Origin of the sequence: Rhodobacter flavimaris (assembly GCF_021378075.1) — a bacterium.
Lineage (GTDB): Bacteria > Pseudomonadota > Alphaproteobacteria > Rhodobacterales > Rhodobacteraceae > Rhodobacter > Rhodobacter flavimaris.
In genome coordinates this window covers 19,179-35,391 of the sequence record NZ_JAJUOS010000003.1, presented here as the reverse complement: position 1 = coordinate 35,391, position 16,213 = coordinate 19,179, and the positions used below count along the sequence as shown (strand labels likewise).

13 protein-coding genes and 2 tRNA genes are annotated in these 16,213 nt (G+C 64.5%); 7 read left to right on the top strand and 8 right to left on the bottom strand.

The features are described 5' to 3' along the window. Nucleotides 1-4: 4 nt before the first annotated feature. Nucleotides 5-2,425 (bottom strand): circularly permuted type 2 ATP-grasp protein, encoded by a 2,421-nt coding sequence (locus tag LZA78_RS04865; RefSeq protein ID WP_233675816.1) that lies wholly within the window; start codon nucleotides 2,423-2,425, stop codon nucleotides 5-7. 20 nt (nucleotides 2,426-2,445) lie between these two features. Next, on the bottom strand, nucleotides 2,446-5,889 hold the full coding sequence (locus LZA78_RS04860) for a transglutaminase family protein (RefSeq protein ID WP_233675815.1): 3,444 nt from the start codon (nucleotides 5,887-5,889) through the stop codon (nucleotides 2,446-2,448). A gap of 719 nt (nucleotides 5,890-6,608) precedes the next feature. Between LZA78_RS04860 and LZA78_RS04855 the strand changes: the two genes are divergently transcribed. Next, the gene (locus LZA78_RS04855) at nucleotides 6,609-6,974 is read left to right on the top strand and encodes a cupin domain-containing protein (RefSeq protein ID WP_233675814.1); all 366 of its coding nucleotides are present in this window, start codon (nucleotides 6,609-6,611) and stop codon (nucleotides 6,972-6,974) included. Nucleotides 6,975-7,228: 254 nt separating this feature from the next. Here LZA78_RS04855 and LZA78_RS04850 read toward each other — a convergent pair. Beyond that, a tRNA-Ser gene (locus LZA78_RS04850) sits at nucleotides 7,229-7,318 on the bottom strand. 198 nt (nucleotides 7,319-7,516) lie between these two features. On the opposite strand from LZA78_RS04850, the gene LZA78_RS04845 reads away from it, so the two are divergent. Then, on the top strand, nucleotides 7,517-8,365 hold the full coding sequence (locus tag LZA78_RS04845) for a DUF2059 domain-containing protein (protein ID WP_233675813.1): 849 nt from the start codon (nucleotides 7,517-7,519) through the stop codon (nucleotides 8,363-8,365). A 15-nt stretch (nucleotides 8,366-8,380) separates the two neighbouring features. On the opposite strand, the gene LZA78_RS04840 is transcribed toward LZA78_RS04845, so the two are convergent. Then, nucleotides 8,381-9,127: an SDR family NAD(P)-dependent oxidoreductase gene (locus tag LZA78_RS04840; protein ID WP_233675812.1), complete on the bottom strand. Its 747-nt coding sequence runs from the start codon at nucleotides 9,125-9,127 to the stop codon at nucleotides 8,381-8,383. 180 nt (nucleotides 9,128-9,307) lie between these two features. Here LZA78_RS04840 and LZA78_RS04835 point away from each other — a divergent pair, with 180 nt between their 5' ends. After that, nucleotides 9,308-9,895 carry an outer membrane protein gene (locus LZA78_RS04835; protein ID WP_233675811.1) on the top strand — a complete coding sequence of 196 codons (588 nt, stop codon included), beginning with the start codon at nucleotides 9,308-9,310 and terminating at the stop codon, nucleotides 9,893-9,895. Between the two features lie 47 nt (nucleotides 9,896-9,942). Here LZA78_RS04835 and LZA78_RS04830 read toward each other — a convergent pair whose 3' ends face one another. Continuing rightward, nucleotides 9,943-10,773, bottom strand: a complete 831-nt coding sequence (locus LZA78_RS04830) for a TPM domain-containing protein (RefSeq protein WP_233675810.1) — start codon at nucleotides 10,771-10,773, stop codon at nucleotides 9,943-9,945. Between the two features lie 208 nt (nucleotides 10,774-10,981). Here LZA78_RS04830 and LZA78_RS04825 point away from each other — a divergent pair, with 208 nt between their 5' ends. Both LZA78_RS04825 and LZA78_RS04820 read left to right on the top strand, forming a co-directional pair. Then, a complete protein-coding gene (locus LZA78_RS04825; protein ID WP_233675809.1) occupies nucleotides 10,982-11,434 on the top strand; it encodes an Lrp/AsnC family transcriptional regulator in 453 nt (150 codons plus the stop codon). Further along, complete coding sequence (locus tag LZA78_RS04820; RefSeq protein ID WP_233675808.1) at nucleotides 11,431-12,057, top strand: LysE family translocator; 627 nt, start codon at nucleotides 11,431-11,433, stop codon at nucleotides 12,055-12,057. The genes LZA78_RS04825 and LZA78_RS04820 overlap by 4 nt, the downstream gene beginning before the upstream one ends. 5 nt (nucleotides 12,058-12,062) lie before the next feature. Here LZA78_RS04820 and LZA78_RS04815 read toward each other — a convergent pair whose 3' ends face one another. From LZA78_RS04815 to trpA, 3 genes are all read right to left on the bottom strand, one after another. Continuing rightward, the gene (locus LZA78_RS04815; RefSeq protein ID WP_233675807.1) at nucleotides 12,063-12,680 is read right to left on the bottom strand and encodes a TetR/AcrR family transcriptional regulator; all 618 of its coding nucleotides are present in this window, start codon (nucleotides 12,678-12,680) and stop codon (nucleotides 12,063-12,065) included. Then, a complete protein-coding gene (ppk2, locus tag LZA78_RS04810) occupies nucleotides 12,673-13,599 on the bottom strand; it encodes a polyphosphate kinase 2 (protein WP_233675806.1) in 927 nt (308 codons plus the stop codon). The genes LZA78_RS04815 and ppk2 overlap by 8 nt, the downstream gene beginning before the upstream one ends. Nucleotides 13,600-13,668: 69 nt before the next feature. Then, nucleotides 13,669-14,460: a tryptophan synthase subunit alpha gene (trpA, locus tag LZA78_RS04805; protein ID WP_233675805.1), complete on the bottom strand. Its 792-nt coding sequence runs from the start codon at nucleotides 14,458-14,460 to the stop codon at nucleotides 13,669-13,671. 131 nt (nucleotides 14,461-14,591) lie between these two features. On the opposite strand from trpA, the gene ychF reads away from it, so the two are divergent. Together ychF and LZA78_RS04795 are read left to right on the top strand one after the other, a co-directional pair. Continuing rightward, nucleotides 14,592-15,689, top strand: coding sequence for a redox-regulated ATPase YchF (gene ychF, locus LZA78_RS04800; protein WP_233675804.1), 1,098 nt, complete (start codon nucleotides 14,592-14,594; stop codon nucleotides 15,687-15,689). 129 nt (nucleotides 15,690-15,818) lie between these two features. Continuing rightward, nucleotides 15,819-15,908 (top strand) — tRNA-Ser (locus LZA78_RS04795). Nucleotides 15,909-16,213 lie beyond the last annotated feature (305 nt).

Sequence of the window (16,213 nt, the reverse complement as noted above, 5' to 3'; positions counted from 1 at the left end):
CCCCCTACCGCAGATAGGCCGAGGTGAGCAGGTCCGAGATCTGCGAGAACCCGGCCCGCAACTCGTCCAGCTTTGCCGAGGTGATCTCGGTCGGGGTTGCGACGCTCAGCGCGGCCTCAATCGGGACGATGGCGCGCGACAGTTCGGCCAGCCGGCCGTTGTCGGAGGCATGGGGCAATTCCGATGCGAGGCGCCGAATCCTTTCGATCTGGAACAGGATCGCGCGCGGGTTGTCGCCATCCAGTGCCAACAGATCTACGGCGGTGCAGCGGGTGGTCTCGATCCGATAGCGGCGCTGGTGGGTGATGACGCTGTCGGCCACCTCGACCGCGATGTCGAGCGATCCGGGCGGGGCCTTGGGGTTGGCGAACGCCCCCAGCATCGCCGCGAGCGAGTCTGCGCGTTCCAGCGCCCGACCGAAGCTAAGAAAGCGCCAGCCGCTGAAGCGATACATGTTTTCATGCACGAGGCCGGAAAAGCCGGTGATCTTGCGCACCAGAACGCTCATGGCGCGCGCGGCATCATCGCCGGGCTTGGCGGTCTTGCGCATGGCGCGCGCTGTGCGCGCCAGATCACCAAGCGCCGACCATCCATCGGTCGAGAAACGGTCGCGCACCTTCGAGGCACAACTGCGCGCGGACTCGATATTGTTGATCAGGGCGTCCGGGATCGGATCGCGCAGATCGACGCCGTTGCGCGCGACGAAGCGGGCAATCTCGCGCAGGCTGGGATCGTTGGGCTTGTCGGTCGAGGCAAGACGCAGATGATAGGCGCGCACCATGCGGATCGTGTCCTCGGTGCGCTCGACATAGCGGCCAAGCCAGTAGAGGTTGTCGGCCGAGCGCGCGGGCAGGATGCCGGGCGCCGCGCGCAGCGCGACATCGGTTTCGCGCGGGATCAGCGTTTCCTGAGGCACCTGCCGGTCCGACACCACCCAGACGTCCGCCACCGATCCGCCGCGCTGCATCGCCAGCGCCGTGGTATCGCCCGAGCGCCCGATGCGGGCGTATCCGCCCTTCATGAAGATCCAGCCTTGCGGCGTGCGGGCAGCAAAGACCCGCACCGTCATCGGACGTGGCAGGACGCGGCCATGGCCGTCCTCGCCGTCCTCGACCCAGGCCGGGGTGGTGGACAGCGTCACCGCCTCTTGCCCGACCAGCCGGTGCCCATCAGCCGCGAGCCAGTCCGAAAGGTTCTGCCGCGACTGGCTACGGAAAGCCCCACCGATGGCCGCCTGCGAGCCCAGATCGAAGGGCAGATCGCAGGCATAGGCCGAATCCACCAGCATCCGCGCGGCATTCTCGCGCACATAGCTTTGTTCTTGTGCGCCGCCGCACCACCAGGTGGCGATATTGGGCATGGCGAGCGGCTTGCCCGTCATCACCTCGGAAATGCGCGGCAGGAAGGCCATCATGGCGCGCATCTCAAGCACGCCCGAGCCGAGCGCGTTCACCATCGCCAGATTGCCCTGCCGGATCGCCTCCATGATCCCGGGCGTGCCAATCTGGCTACCCGAGTCCAGCTCAAGCGGGTCGGCGAAGGCCGCGTCGATCCGCCGCCAGAGGACGCCCAGGGGCTGCGGCCCCTCGATCGTGCGCACCATTGCCTGGCCGTTCTGCACCAGCAGATCCTCGCCCTCAAGCAGCGGGATGCCGAGGTAGCGGGCGATGTAGGTGTGTTCGTAATAGGTGTCGTTCGAGGGGCCGGGCGTCAGGATCGCGCTGGCGCGCGCGCGGCCCTGGCCGTGGGCCAGCCGCTCCATCGAGGTGCGGAATGCGCCGAAGAACCCCGCCAGCCGGTGGATATGCGCGCGGGGAAACCGCTCGGGGAAGATGCGCCCGGTGGCCATGCGGTTTTCCAGCGCAAAGCCCGCGCCCGAGGGCGCCTGCGTGCGGTCGCCCAGAACGAACCACGACCCGTCGGGCGAGCGGCCGATCTCAAACGCCAGGAAATGCAGGTAATGCCCGCCGCGCGGCGGCACCCCGACCATCGGGCGCAGCCATTGCCGCGATCCGGCGACCAGTTCGGCGGGCAGATGCCCCTCGCTGACCAGCCGGGCGGGCCCGTACAGGTCGGCCAGCACCTGTTCCAGCAGATCGGCGCGCTGCGACAGGCCGGTGCAAATCCTTTCCCACTCATCCTCGTGCAGGATCACCGGGATATGCGAGAGCGGCCATTCGCGTTCAGTCAGCGGGTCGTTGGAATACTGGCGAAAGAACACGCCCGCATCGCGTAGATACTGGTTGCCGCGCTCGAACCGCGCGGCGATATCCTCGGGGGACAGCCGTGCGAAGCGATCGACGAAGCGCCGCCAGACGGGGCGCATCTGGCCGTGGGCATCGAACAGCTCGTCCGCGACGCCAGGGGTCAGGCGGTATTCCGCGAACAGATCCGGTGCCTCGCTGTGCTGCGCTGTTTCGGCCATGATGCTCCTTGTGTCTTCCCTCAGACGAGCCCTATCGGGCGCCTGAGGTCAAGCGTCAATGGGAATTCAGGGTGCGGAACCTCGGTTGCAGGGGTGTAGCAGCCCGGCGCATGGCCGTAGGGTTCGAACCGCGCCAGACGGCGGGCCTCGGCCTCATAGGCGTTGACCGGGAAGGTGTCGTAGTTGCGCCCGCCGGGATGGGCCACATGATAGGTGCAGCCTGCCAGCGCGCGGCCCGTCCAGTCGTCGTAGATGTCGATGGTCAGGGGTGTGTTTATCGGCAGCGTCGGGTGCAGTGCTTCGGGCGGTTGCCAGGCCTTGAAGCGCACGCCGCCCACGGCCACGCCCGAGGTCTGGGTACGCGCCATCGGCACCGGGCGGCGGTTGCACATCACGCGATAGCGGTCTTGATGCAGCGTCGTCAGTTTCAGCTGCAACCGCTCGACCGAGCTGTCGGTATAGCGCACGGTGCCGCCGATCGCGCCGGTTTCACCGAGCACATGCCAGGGCTCCAGCGCCTGCCGGACCTCAAGATGCACGCCCTCGGCCTCGATCTGGCCGCAGAAGGGGAAGCGGAACTCGGCCTGCGCCTCGAACCAGACAGGGTCGAACTCGAAGCCGTGGTGCTTGAGGTCGGCGAGCAGGCTGAGCAGATCCTCCCACAGGAAATGCGGCAGCATGAAGCGGTCGTGCAGCACCGTGCCCCAACGCACCGGGCGGCCTTGCACGGGCGCTTTCCAGCAGCGCGCGATGATGGCGCGCAGCAGCAATTGCTGGGCAAGGCTCATGCGCGGGTGGGGCGGCATCTCGAAGCCGCGGAACTCGACCAGGCCGAGGCGTCCGGTCGGGCCGTCGGGCGAGAAGAGCTTGTCGATGCAGATCTCGGCGCGGTGGGTGTTGCCGGTGACATCGGTCAGCATGTTGCGAAGCAGCCGGTCCACCAGCCACGCCGGGGGCAGGGGGCCGCCGTTGACCGGATCGCCGATCTGCGACAGCGCGATCTCAAGCTCATAAAGCGTGTCGTGGCGCGCCTCGTCGATGCGCGGGGCCTGCGAGGTCGGGCCGATGAAGAGGCCTGAGAACAGGTAGCTCAGGCATGGATGGCGCTGCCAAATCAGGATCAGCGACTTCAGGACATCGGGCCTGCGCAGGAAGGGCGAGTCATTGGGCGTCGCGCCGCCGACGACGACATGGTTGCCGCCGCCTGTGCCGGTATGGCGCCCGTCGATCATGAACTTGTCGGCGCCAAGGCGCGACAGACGGGCCTCTTCGTAGATAGCCTCGGTAGTGGCCACGCAATCGTCCCAGCAATGGGCGGGGTGAATGTTGACCTCGATCACGCCCGGATCGGGCGCCACGCGGATCACGTTCAGGCGCGGGTCGTGCGGGGGGGAATAGCCCTCGATATGGATGGGCAGGTTCAGATCGGCGGCGGTGGCCTCGGCCGTGGCGATCAGTTCTAGGTAATCTTCGAGCGTGTCGCAGGGCGGCATGAAGAGGCACAACCGCCCGTCGCGCGGTTCAAGCGCAATGGCGGTGCGCACCCATCCGCCCGTCGGGTCGACGCCTTCGCCAAGATGCGCGCCCTGCGGCACCCACTGCTGCCGCTCGGCCTCGGCCGCGCCGGGGGTCGAGCCCTGCGTATGGCCGGGCGTGACCGGCGGGATCATCTCGGCGCGCTCGGTATCCTCGCGCTTGATACGCTCGATCTCTTCCTGAACCTTGCGGCGGCGCTCTTCGATCACGGCGTGGTAATCGGGCAGGGGCATGACCGGCACGGTCGGGTCGGCGGGGTAGGAATAGGGGTATTGCGCGGGCGAGATATAGGGCAGAGACGCAAGCGGCAGGCGGAAGCCCACCGGGCTGTCGCCGGGGACCAGGAAGATATGTCCGCGCCGCGGCTTCCACAGCTCAGAGCGCCAGTTCGACGGCTTGTCCGCCGATTGCCACCAGCGTTGGATCGGCAGGATGTAGCCCGAGGGCTCGCTCAGACCCCGGTTGAAGACCCGCGCGTAACGTGCGCGATCTTCTGGGTTTTTCAGTTTCGAATTCTCGGGGGTGACGTTCGGGGGCAGCTGCGCCTCTTTCAGAATCCATTCCGCCGGATCTTCATAAGCGGGCTGCGCGAAACCGGGATCAAGGCCAAGCTTCTCGGCAAATCCCGCCATGAACTTGCCCGCCTCGGCGGCTCCCAGCTTGCGCGGCGAGGCTTCCCTGGCGATCAGGTCGGGGTTGCGCCAGACCGGCAGGCCGTCACGCCGCCAGTAAAGCGAGAAGGTCCAGCGCGGCAGGCTTTCGCCCGGATACCATTTGCCCTGACCGTAATGCAGAAAGCCGCCCGGCGCGAAGCGCGATTGCAGCCGCCGGATCAGGTCATCGGCCAAGCCGCGTTTCTGCGGGCCAACGGCGGCGGTATTCCACTCGGCGCTTTCGAAATCATCGACAGAGACGAAGGTCGGCTCGCCCCCCATCGTCAGGCGCACGTCGCCCGCGTCCAGCTCCTTGTCCACCTTGCGGCCAAGCGCGTTCAGCCGGTCCCATGCCTCGTCCGAGAAGGGTTTGGTGATGCGCGGATGCTCGGCCACGCGGCGGATCTGCATGTCGAAGTTGAAATCGACCTCGGGCGCACCGGCCGAGGAAAACCCGCCCACGATGGGCGCGGCATTGCGATAATGCGGCGTTGCGGCCAGCGGGATATGGCTCTCGCCGGTCAGCAGTCCCGACGTCGGATCAAGCCCGATCCAGCCGGCGCCGGGCAGGTAGACCTCACACCAGGCATGAAGATCTGTGAAGTCGTGATCGGTCCCCGAGGGGCCATCAAGCGCCTCAACGTCGGGCTTGAGCTGGATCAGGTAGCCCGAGACAAAGCGCGCGGCAAAGCCCAGATGGCGCAGCGTCTGCACCAGCAACCAGCTTGAATCGCGGCACGAGCCCGAGGCTTTTCCAAGCGTTTCATCAGGTTCCTGCACGCCCGGCTCAAGCCGGATCGTGTAATTCACCTCGCGCGAGATCCGAGCATTCAGATCCACAAGGAAATCGACGGTGCGCGTCTTGGTAAAATCGACGCTGCCGATGAACTTGGCAAGAAGGGGGCCTTCGGGTTCCGGCGCGCGGTAGATCACCAGGTCGTCGCGCAACTCCTCGGGGTATTCGAAGGGCCAGTGCTCGGCGCTTTCCTCGACGAAGAAGTCAAACGGGTTGTAAACGGTCATGTCGGCGACCAGGTCGACCTCGATCTTGAACTCGGTCACCGGCTCGGGGAAGACAAAGCGCGCAAGCCAGTTGCCGTAGGGATCCTGCTGATGGTTCACGAAATGCCCACCCGGCGAGACCTTCAGCGAATGCGAAATCACACGCGTGCGCGAATGCGGCGCGGGCCGAAGCCGGATGATCTGCGGCCCAAGCGTGACAGGGCGGTCGTATTTGTAATGAGTCAGGTGGTGGATAGATGCGTAGATCGCCATGGGCCGAGCCTTGTTGCCGTTTCAAGGCAAGCTTAGCCGTCGCAGGCGCATGCTCCATCGAAAACGCCGATCTGGCGGCGCTTGCGCGCTACTTTCGGGCATCTGCCGGAAATTTGTGCGAAAGGCATCGATGGCCGGTGCCTCGTTGACGCTCAAAGGATCAAGGTTACCACCTTTGAGCCCATGCTCCGCACTCGGGAAATTCGGTGGAATGATGGGCTTTTCTTCCAAGCCGGGCGACGGGCTCGGGTTGGTGGCGATTCAAGGTGTAGGCAACGGCTCCCTTGGTCAATCACGCTGTGTCGCGATGTCAATCTGACGCAAGTTCCAAGAAGTGAGCCATCGTGTGTTGCCGCGGCGAAGTGCAGTGTTGAGCCCGAACAGACATCCTATTTCGGGTCTGGGTCGACACAGTGCGGACCTCCGTGGCATCCTCGGGCATGGGGAGGGGCACAATGATTGATCCAAGCGATCTGGCAATGATGCCTCGACTTGCATGCCTGGGCTAATTCACGGCTGGGCGGAAAGGGAGTTGAATGACAATTTAAAAGTTGCGGCATTCCGCGGCGGGTTCGAAGCTGAGGGTTACGGAAATTAAGTTTGGGACTGACCTCGGTCTCAGTCTGGTCCGCGTTCTGAGTATGACCGGCCCGCTTCTGACAGCCGATTTTGCAGGCAGGTGAAATGCCGTAATCCGGGATCGCTCTGAGGGACAACGCATGAAGTATCAAAAGTTATTCTCGTCTTCTGATGGGGAGAGTCACTGGACGGACGTAGATGTTCTGCTCGAAGAGCGGATATTCGCGCCTCCGGCCAAAGCCATCGAGATTTCAGAGCCTGAGCCCGTCAAACAGCTGGTGTTCCTGCGGCTAAGAGCTGGTTGGAATGAACCAATTCATCCCACACCCGTGGCGCAGAAATTGATCTGCCTGCAGGGCACGGTACGCGTGACCGCAAGCGATGGAGAGTTTCGTGATATTGGCCCCGGCGATGTCTGGCACATGGAGGATAAGCACGGACGTGGGCACCATACCGTCGTCACCAGCAAGGAAGACTTCCTTTCTGTGATCGTGCAGTACAAGTGAATTTTCGAAGATAGATGTTGGTGTCGGCAGCGCGGCCAACAGCCTTCGTGGGGCGCTGACTAATGTCATCGAAGAGCGTTTCGACGGAGTGCGCTGGCGCAGTAAAGTTCCCTCGGTTAGCCGTGAGGGAGATAGCTAGTGCTCGGGTTCTTAGCGGAACGTCGCTCATCACCCGCAACAGCAAATTCTCTTGAGTGCGGAACAAGGTATCGACCGCTAAACTTGCTGTATTAAGAATTCAAATCGAGGGAAAGTGGCGGAGAGACAGGGATTCGAACCCTGGGTGGGCTCACACCCACAACGGTTTTCGAGACCGCCCCGTTCGACCGCTCCGGCACCTCTCCGCATCGGTGGTCGTCGTGTGGGCGGGATTTAGCCTGCCGATAGGGCGGTTGCAACCGCTTTTTTGAAACTTTTTTTGCGGCCGGTTTCAGCCCCTGCGGCGAAGCGGTCTCAGCCTTGTGTTCGTTGGGGTTTGGGGTTTTCCTTGGCAGGCTATTGGGCGCACGGTAGCGATGGGCAAAGGCTTCTTGGGGCGACGGATGGCTTGGCGATTCTTGAGGGCAGGGCGGGGCGTGATGGCGCGGGTGGCGCTGACCTTGCTGGTTTCGGCGCTCCCCACGGCGGCGCTGCGGGCCGATCCGGCGCGGATCTCGGATCTGTTGCACACGGGCGAGTTGTTCGACGTGTTGCAGCAGGAAGGCTTGGCCTATGGCGATGATCTGATGCAGGAAATCATGGGCGCGCCCGGCGATGCGCTGTGGGAGCGAGAGGTTTCCGATATCCACGATCCGGCCGCCCTGCGTCCGCGCTATGACACCTTGCTAGCCGAGGGGCTTGCCCAGGCGGATCAACCCGCGATCGAGGGCTGGCTTGCCTCGGACCTTGGGCAACGCATGATCGGTCTGGAGATCTCGGCGCGGCGTGCGCTGCTGGACCCGTCGGTCGAGGAGGCGGCGCTTTGGGCCGCAGAAGAGGCCGATGCCAAGCGCGATCCGCGCCTGGCCGCCGTGCGCGGGATCATGGAGGCGGGCGACCTAATCGAGCCGAACGTGATGGGTGGGCTGAACGCCAATCTGGCCTTCTACCGCGCCATGGCCGAGGGTGGCGCCTTCCCCTACGAAGTGACCGAGACCGACATGCTGGCCGATGTCGCCGCGCAGGAGCCCGAGATCCGCGCTGACGTCACGCATTGGATCGAGGGCTACCTGTTCATGGCCTATTCGCCATTAAGCCTTGAGGAAATGACTCAGATTGCCGAGTTCAACGCCTCGAAGTCCGGTCAGGATCTGATCCGGGCACAGTTCGAGGCGTTCGACGTGGTCTATGAGGAAAGCTCGGCCGCGCTTGGCGCGGCACTGGCGCGGCGGTTGAACGGGCAGGAGCTTTAGCCCTGCCCGGACCGCTCAGCGCATCCGCAGTGCGCCGTCGAGGCGGATGACCTCGCCGTTCATGTAACCGCAGGAGATGATGAAGCCCGCGAGGCGCGCGTATTCCGCCGGATCGCCGAGGCGCTTGGGGAAGGTGACCTCGGCGGCAAGGCTGTCCTGCACATCCTGTGGCAGGCCCTTCATCATCGGGGTAGCGAAAATACCCGGCGCGATGGCGCAGACGCGGATGCCCTGCGCGGCCAGGTCGCGCGCGAGCGGCAGGGTCATGCCCGCGATCCCGCCTTTCGAGGCCGCATAGGCCGCCTGACCCTTCTGGCCGTCGAATGCCGCGATCGAGGCGGTGTTGACGATGACGCCGCGCTCGGGGCCGGGGTTCTGGGCCATCTCGGCCGCCGCGAGGCGCAGCACGTTGAACGAGCCGATCAGGTTGATGTTGATCGTGCGTGCGAAGGTCTCAAGCCGGTGCGGACCCTCTCGGCCCACGACGCGCTCGCCCGTCGCGATACCGGCGCAGTTGACGACCGTGTTGATCGCGCCCATGGCCGTTTTCGCGAGCGCGATGCCCGCCAGGACCGAGGCCTCGTCGGTCACGTCAACCTCGGCAAAGCTCGCGCCGATCTCGGACGAGAATTCGGTGCCGCGCGCGCTGTCGCGATCGAACAGGCAGACCTTGCCGCCCATCTCGCGGATATATTGCGCGGTGGCGGCGCCCAGGCCCGATGCCCCCCCGGTGACGATCGCACAGACTTGGCCGAGTTCCATTCCGTCCTCCCATGAAATGAACATATGTTCATTTACGGGCAAGGGGCCGCAGCTGTCCAGTCTCATATCACGACGCGCGCCGCATTTCGTGAAAGGACGTGACGCCGGAATGGAAAAGCCCTGGCGTATAGTCCGCATCGGTCGCGCTCGTTGCGGCCAGCGTCTTACAGGAGAAATGCGATGAAACGGATTATGGTGGCTGGCGGAATGATCGCCCTGATGGCGGGTGCTGCGCAGGCTGGCGGCTATACCGCTCCGGTTGTCGAGGCCGCCCCGGTGGTTGCGCAACCCGTCGTGGCCGAGAGTGGCGACTGGACTGGTTTTTACGCCGGTGGCCAGCTTGGTTATGGCAGCAGCGATTTCGGCGCCGAGGATGGCGACGGTGCCTTCGGCGGTGTCCACGCGGGTTACCTCTATGATCTCGGGCGCTTCGTGACCGGGGTCGAGGTGGATTACAGCGCGGCCGATCTGGATTTCGGTCAGGGGAATTCGATTGACCGGCTTGGCCATATCAAGGCCATCGGTGGTATCGACCAGGGCGACTGGCTGCTCTACGGCACCCTTGGCGCCGCCTATGTGCACGCGGATGTTGGCGGCACGGGCTACAATGACGTGATCCCAGCCGTGGGCCTTGGTGCCAACTACAAGATGAGCGATGCCTGGACCCTCGGTGGTGAGCTTATGTACCACAAGGGCGACGACTTCGACGGCTCGGGCGAGGATCTGGAGATGACGACCCTCTCGATGAAGGCGTCCTTCAACTTCTGATCCAACCGGATCATAGCGACGGCGGCCTCGGTGGCCGCCGTTTGCATTTACCAGCGCCCGCTGGCGCCGCCGCCAGACGAACGCCCGCCACCGAACGAGCTGCGGCTGCCCGATCCCTTGCGCTGGATCGTGAAGGGCTTGGTGCGCGTCCAGCTGCAATTCGGACAGCTTTCATCCCAGTGCCCGCGTCCGGCCGAGGCCCGACTGGCGGGCTCATCGACAACACGGTTGCGCGTGATGCCGCGATGACCGCAGCCGGGGCAGGGGCAGACCCGCCCCATCGCCTGCCAGATCCGGCTGCGCAGCGCCATCAGCGCCGCGATCCCCATCGCGATCAGGGCAATGAAGCTCACGTTGCCTTTCGATGATTTTGGAATCGAACCGGGTGGCTGGCCATCGGCATAACGCTCGGCGATCTCGCTGATCACGGCGTCGGTCCCGGCATCGATGCCCTCGGGCAGCCTCCCGTCGCGGAAGGCGGGCAGCATGATCCGGTTGACGATATCCTGCGCAGGAATGTCATATTCTGGGTTGTAGCCCGCGCCCAACTCGATCCGCATCGCGCGATCGGCGCTGATCACGAGGATCATGATCCCGTCGTTGCGTGTGGGGTCGCCGATCCCCCAGCCGTTGAACAGGCGCGTCGCGAAGGTCTCAAGCGAGGGCGCCGGGTCGTAGGCGTCTTGCGAGACAAGTGTCACCACCGTGGCCTCGATCCCGGTGCGGGTGCGCAGGTCGCTCAGCTTCTGGTCCAGCCGCTCTTCGACCTCGGGCGGCAGGATGCCGGCGAAATCGTTCACCGTCAGGCTCTGGTAATTCGGGAAAGGCTCGGCCGAGGCGATGCCCGCCCATAGAAGCAGAATCAGTGCAGTGATCACGCGCATGACGGGGCCTTTCGCTGGAAGCCTGCGAATTGGGCACGGCGAGGCAGTGCTGGTCAATGGAGGCGCGGGAAGAATTGCGGAATCCGGTAGCCGGGCGTGCGCTGTGCAGGAAAGTTTGCGGCGCCGTGAGAAATGCTATGGAATACGTGCTGTGCGATAAATATTTTTGTAGATGCAGATAAATTCCGCAAGGATTACTGAATTGGACGAAGTAGACCATAAGATCGCGACGCTCTTGTCGAAGGACGCACGGCTCTCGCTTGCGCAGATCGGGGCGCAGGTTGGCCTGTCCACCTCGGCCGTGAATGAGCGTATCCGCCGGCTGAGCGAGCGTGGCGTGCTGCGCCGCATAATGGCCGATGTCGCGCCCGAGCAGATCGGCCTGCCGGTTGCGGCCTTTGTCTGGGTCGCGCTGGCGCCGCAAGTGGACGAGGCCGCGTTTCGTGTTGCCATGGCGGCGCATCGCGGCGTCACCGCCTGCCACCATGTCACCGGCCCCTGGTCCTACCTTGTGCAGATCCGCGCCCCAAGCCTTGACGGCGTCGAGGCCTTCCTGTCCGAGCTGAAAGCGGGCGGCTGGATCGCGCGGTCCGAGACAAACCTTGCGCTTTCGAGTGTCGTTGAGCCGCCCTTCCGCTACCGGGGGATCGCATGAGCACTGTTTTGCTTCTAGGGAAGTCCATCGCGATGGGCGTGGCGATCGCGGCGCCGCTTGGGCCGATCGGCGCCTTGTGCATCCAGCGCACACTGGCGCGCGGCTTCGCGACAGGAGTCGCAGGCGGGTTGGGGACGGCGCTGGCCGATGCGAGCTATGCGGCGGCGGCGGCGGCGGGGTTTGCCACCTTCGCGGCTGTGCTGCAAAAGATCAGCGGGCCGCTTGGGCTGGTTGGCGGGGCGTTTCTGCTGTGGCTGGCCTGGCGCGGCTGGCCGCGCGCGGGCGGGGGAGCTGTGCGTGCCGCCGCCGCGCCCGAGGTGCGCGGACTTTGGGCGACGACGCTCACCACCTTTGCGCTGACGATGACCAACCCGGCGACGATCCTCAGCTTTGCTGCGATCTTCGCGGGGCTGGGGCTAGCGCGCACGGCCTCGGTCGGGGCCTCGGTCACGGTGGTGGCGGGGGTTTTCGCGGGCTCGATGCTGTGGTGGGTCTTTCTGTCCGGTCTGGTCGCGGCGCTCCATCACCGCCTTCCCGAGGCCTTCGCGCAATGGACCGCGCGGATTTCCAGCGTGATGATGGGGGCCTTCGGGATCTGGGCGCTCTGGCACGCGCTGACCTAGCGCGCTCAGCTGTCGGGGGGCAACAGCCCAAGGCCGCGCAGATAGATGCCGATGCCGGATTCAAGCAGCGCCTCGGGGTCATAGGGCGCGCGCGAACCGGGGGCGGCGCGGGCGTGCAACTCGACCACGCCATGCGCCATCGCCCAGACATGTGCGGCCACCATTGCTGCAGGCGGGCGGCGCCCCTCGGGGATGGCGCGCAAGAGCGCCTCCGTCGCTCGGTGCATGGCGGTTTCGGCGCGTTGCGCCTGCGCCGAAAGCTCCGGGTTGCGGTTCGGCACGACGCCGCTTTCGAACATCGCCATGTAGTGACCGGGGAACTTGCGCGCGAAGGCCAGATAGGCCCGCCCGACCGCGCCAAACGCGGACAGAGACGAGGGTTTACCCGCGTTCCAGGCATGTTCGAGCAGGTCGGCGAAAATTGCATAACCTTGGCGCGCACATTCCGCTATCAGATCGTCGCGCCCGGCGAAATGGCGATAGACGGCGGCGGGGGTCACGCCCGCATCCTTGGCGGCCTCGGACAGGGTGAACCCGGTCGGGCCGCGCTCGGCGATCAGCTTTAGCGCGGCCTGCACAAGGGCCTGCCGCAGATTGCCGTGGTGATAGCCCTGCTTAGTCATTCAGGATTCCAGGGCCGCCGCAGATGTTTTCGTCAACAACACCAATAGTCTGTGCGTCCTTGTTCGCGTAATTCACGCGGTGCAGGACGGTCTGGATCGCGGCAATCCGGGCACGCATCTTGTCGTCCGAGCGGATCACCGTCCAGGGCGCATGATCGCTGTGGCTGCGCTCCAGCGTCTCGTTGATCGCCTCGGAATAGGCATCCCATTTCTTGAGGCCCTCGACGTCGATCCAGCTCAGCTTCCACTGCTTCAGCGGGTCTTTCTCGCGGTCGAGGAAGCGCTGTAACTGCTCGGCGCGATCGACGCTGAGCCAGAGCTTGACCAGGATGATGCCTTCCTCGATCAGCATCTTCTCGAAATCGGGGAGTTGGGCGAAGAAATGCGCGCGCTGCTCGGGTTTGCAAAAGCCGAAGACATGCTCGACCACGCCGCGGTTATACCAGGAGCGGTCGAACATCGCGATCTCGCCCGCGGCGGGTAGCCAATCGACGTAACGCTGGAAATACCACTGGGTCGCCTCGCGCTCGGTCGGTTTGGGCAGGGCCACCACATAGGCCGAGCGCGGGTTCAGGTTCTCGCTCATCCGGGCGATGGTGCCGCCCTTGCCAGCGGCATCGCGTCCCTCGAAGATCACGGCAAGGCGCTTGCCCGTGGCCTTGAGATCCCAGAGCATCTTGACCAGTTCGACCTGAAGCGCCTCCATCTGCCGCTCATAGGCCTTTTTCGACATCTCCTCCCGGTAGGGATATGATTTCGAAAGGATTTCGTCTTTCTTCGCGTCCGTGATCGCGGTGCGCACGGTTTCGGGCGCTTCGTCGGTCAGATAGCGGGTGATGTCGCCGACAAAAGGAATGTCGGCGGCCAGCGGCGTGGGCGGCTTGGCCTTGTCGTCGGATTTGTCGTGCTTCTTGCCCATCTGCCGCTCCTGATGTGAACCGGATTCACTATAGAGCGCGCGGGCCGCACCGCAAGCGCGTCCCCGACCTCAGGCCGCGTGTGCGCCCGAGGCCAGTGCGGCAACCTTGGCAAGCACTTCGGCGACGGGTTTGCCCGCCCCGATCTCCTTGACGATGGCGGAGCCCACCACGCAGCCATCGGCCACGCTGGCGATGGTTTGCGCGGCCTCGGGCGTGTTGATGCCGAAGCCCACGATCACGGGCAGGTCGGTGGCGCGCTTGATGCGGGCGACCTCGGGGCCGACCTCGGCGGCCTGCGCGGCCTGGCTGCCGGTGATGCCGGTGACCGAAACGTAATAGACAAAGCCCGAGGTGTTTTGCAGCACCTTCGGCAGGCGCTTGTCATCGGTGGTGGGCGTGGCGAGGCGGATGAAGTTCAGCCCGGCCTCGCGCGCGGGCAGGCACAGCTCGCTATCCTCTTCGGGCGGCAGGTCCACCACGATCAGCCCGTCGACGCCTGCGGTCTTGGCATCTGTCAGGAACCGGTCCACGCCGCGGTTATAGATCGGGTTGTAATAGCCCATCATCACGATCGGGGTGGTCGCGTCGGTCTCGCGGAAGGCCGCAACCATGTCGAGCGTCTTTTGCAGCGTCTGACCGCCATCAAGCGCGCGCTGACCCGCCAGCTGGATCGTCGGGCCGTCGGCCATCGGGTCGGTGAAGGGCAGGCCCAGTTCGATCACGTCAACGCCCGCGCCCGGCAGCCCCTTCATCACCTCAAGCGAGGTGTCCAGATCCGGATCGCCCGCCATGATATAGGCCACGAAGGCCCGTTTACCTTCGGCTTTGAGCGCGGCGAATTTGGCGTCGATGCGAGTCATGGCGTCCCCTTGGAATTCATCCCAAGCGGTTTGCGGCATGGGGACGGGAAAATCAATGCCGAAAGGGGGCGCGACTTGCCTTGAGGGCCTTGCCCGCGTATGAGGCGCGCAACGATTGAAAGGGAAAGATCATGGGCTTCAAGATGGGGATCGTCGGGCTGCCGAACGTTGGCAAATCGACGCTGTTCAACGCGCTGACGAAAACGGCCGCCGCGCAGGCCGCCAACTTCCCTTTCTGCACCATCGAGCCGAACGTGGGCGAGGTGGCCGTGCCCGATCCGCGCCTCGACAAGCTGGCAGCGATTGCGGGCTCCAAGCAGATCATCCCGACGCGGATGACCTTCGTCGATATCGCGGGTCTGGTGAAGGGCGCGTCCAAGGGTGAAGGCCTGGGCAACCAGTTCCTCGCGAACATCCGCGAGGTCGATGCCATCGCCCATGTGCTGCGCTGTTTCGAGGATGGCGATGTGACCCATGTCGAAGGCCGCGTCGATCCGATCGCCGATGCCGAGACCATCGAGACCGAGCTGATGATCGCCGATATGGAGTCGATCGAGAAGCGCCTCGCCAATATCTCGCGCAAGATCAAGGGCGGCGACAAGGAAGCGGTCGAGCAGGAGAAGCTGCTCAAGGCCGCGCTGGCCGTGCTTGAGGCGGGCAAGCCCGCGCGCACGGTTCAGGTGTCCGAAGACGATCGCAAGCAGTGGAACATGCTGCAACTGCTGACCGCCAAGCCCGTCCTGTTCGTGTGCAACGTCGAGGAATCCTCGGCCGCCACCGGCAACAGCCAGTCCGAGCGCGTCGCAAAGATGGCGGCAGAGCAGGGGATGGGGATCGTTATCATCTCGGCCAAGATCGAGGAAGAGATCAGCCAGCTCGACGACGAGGAAGCCGAGATGTTCCTGGGAGAGATGGGTCTGGAAGAGGCTGGCCTCGACCGTTTGATCCGTGCCGGTCACGCGCTTCTGGGCCTTCAGACCTATTTCACCGTTGGCCCCAAGGAGGCACGCGCCTGGACGATCCGCAAGGGCACGCTCGCACCGCAGGCCGCCGGCGTCATCCACGGCGATTTCGAGCGCGGCTTCATCCGCGCCGAGACCGTCGCCTATGACGACTACGTCGCCTACAAGGGCGAGACGGGCGCCAAGGAGGCCGGCAAGTTCCGCGTCGAGGGCAAGACCTACGAGGTCAAGGACGGCGACGTCCTTCACTTCCTGTTCAACGCATGAACAGTTCGGCTGTATCCGATCTTTCGCGGGGGGCTTTCGGGTCCCCCTTTGCTTTTCGCCATGAAAACAGCGACCTTGGAAACGAGATTGCCCTTGCCGACCCCCGACACTCCCGCTAAACGGGTCGGCGGAGTGGTGGCCGAGTGGTCGAAGGCACACCCCTGCTAAGGGTGCAGGCGGGAAACCGTCTCGAGGGTTCGAATCCCTTCCACTCCGCCACTTGCCCTCGCGAAAGCGTTCTCCCGAGCCGGCTACGGCCGGATTTTTCCGTTGTTTGAGAGGGTTATGCGGGAGGGGCTGAGCACTGGCCCCGGCACCAAGAGGCCCGGAAGCGGTCTCTCAGAGCCGATATTCTCCGGACCTCATGACTGCGCGGATTCGGTGAATTTCTTTTAAGCTACTGTACTTGAACAATAAGTTTCCGTGACCAACGTTGCTTTCGATGTCAGGCCCGTCCGCCTCAAATGGAACCGGGATCGAACAACGACGGAGCAAAAAAGGCTGCGCGTGGAGGCTAAACTTCC